At 70.6% G+C, this 1,718-nt stretch carries 1 protein-coding gene; it reads right to left on the bottom strand.

The features are described from left to right. Positions 1–64: 64 nt before the first annotated feature. Positions 65–1,645, bottom strand: a complete 1,581-nt coding sequence (locus ADK57_RS11895; RefSeq protein WP_078973076.1) for an IS1182 family transposase — start codon at positions 1,643–1,645, stop codon at positions 65–67. Positions 1,646–1,718 lie beyond the last annotated feature (73 nt).

Consider the following 1,718-nt stretch of genomic DNA (forward strand, 5'->3'; position numbering starts at 1 on the left):
CTAGAAGGTCGATGAAGATCTTGGTGAGGGGCTGTCCGGCCGTCAGGCCGGACAGCCCCTCCGGTCATGCACCGGCGGGTGCGAGGTGCCAGGTGCCACTGGTGTGGGTGAGTCCGAGGTTGATCAGTCGGCGGAGGTTGAGGGCGGCGGCTCGGGTGTGGAGCCAGGTGTCGTTCTTGAGGGTGCCGCGGTAGCGCAGGCGCCGGTTTCCGTGGTGGACGAGCCAGGCGACGGCGCGTTCGACCGGGGGGCGCCAGCGGCGGTAGTCGGCCTGCCAGCCGGGGTCGGTGGCTGCCTGGTGGCGGGCGGCTGCTTGGAGGTCGTGGTGCGGGCGGATGGTCAGGATGCGTCCGGCCCTGGCTTTGGTGCACAGCTCGCGCAGATGGCATCCGGTGCATAAGTTGCCGAAGGTGGCTTTGCGTTGGTGGTGCTGCCCGCCGGGGTCGGACAGGCCCACGGTGTGTCCGGCCGGGCAGGTCACGACGGCGGTGGTGGTGTCGATGGCGAAGTCGTCGAGGGTGAAGCCGCCCGGGACGGCGGGCCGCAGCGGGGCGGGCTTGAGGAACAGCCGGTGTCCGGCCCGGTCCAGGGCCTGGCGGGCGTCACCGGTGGAGTAGGCGGTGTCACCGAAGGCGTCCACCGGGGCGTCCTCGCCGGCGAGCAGCTCAAGACCCACCGCGGCCTCATGGTGCTCGGGCCCGGAGCCGGGCCGCAGGGCGACGGCGGTGTATAAGCCGGTCTCGGGCTCGATGGCCAGGTGGGCCTTGAAGCCGTCCTGCTGGTGGCTGCGGGTCTTGTGGACGTGGCGTGCTTCCGGATCGACGGTGGAGACCATCCGGTTCGGGGCGGTGCCTTGGGTGATGCGCCAGCGTCCGTCGCGGCCGTCGGAGTCCTCGGCGGGCTCGACGTCCTGGCCGGCGACCAGGGCCAGGATGCCCACCGCGTTCGCGGCTTTCTCCCCGAGTTGCTGTTCGGGCAGGTGGCCCAGCAGCCGCAGGGCATCTGTGACCAGCGCGTCGACCAGCTCGGCGCGGGCCTGCTCGTCGTTCCAGGAAATCTTCGGTTTGCCTGGGTCGGTGTAGTCGTGCGCACTGCACTGGGCAGCGGCGATTGTCCCGGCGCCGGGGACCTCGCGGATCACCGCGCGGACGGCGGCGATGATCTGGGTGACGGTGTCCTGGGTGGCTACCGCGTCGTCCAGCACGGTGGAGTCCAGCGCCCGGCGGTGCTTGCCCTTGAGGACACCGGTGGCCTTCACGACCTCGCGCACGGCCTCGAAGATGCGGTTCGGGCAGGCGGAACGGGCCAGTCGGCGGCGGAAGTAGGCCAGCAGCGACGGATCGAACGCCAGGTCGTGAAGTCCCAGGCCGCATGCGGCCTTCCACCGCAGGTCGCACCGCAGTTCCTGGACCGTCTCGAAGTCCGACAGCCCGTGCAGGGCCTGCAAGGTGACCGCGGCGGCCAGAATCTGCGGCGGCATGCTCGGCCGCCCGTTCGCCGACGGATACATGTCCACGAACATGGCCGCCGGGAACAGCTCGCCGCGGTGCTCGGCCAGGAACGCGAACACGCTCCCGGCCGGGATCAGATCCCGGCACGTCTCCCACACGTCCGGCCCGACCATCTCGCCGACCCACTCACCCATCGCCACACAACGAGTCTGGCCCTGCCGCTCACGCGGCAGGGCCAGAACCCCAAGATCTTCATCAGCCTTCTAG

It is taken from the genome of Streptomyces sp. MMG1533 (genome assembly GCF_001279775.1).
Lineage (GTDB): Bacteria > Actinomycetota > Actinomycetes > Streptomycetales > Streptomycetaceae > Streptomyces.

What these genes read in the sequence shown, in the direction of transcription:
- ADK57_RS11895 (WP_078973076.1), bottom strand. Translation starts at nt 1,645, where the DNA reads ATGGGTGAGTGGGTCGGCGAGATGGTCGGGCCGGACGTGTGGGAGACG.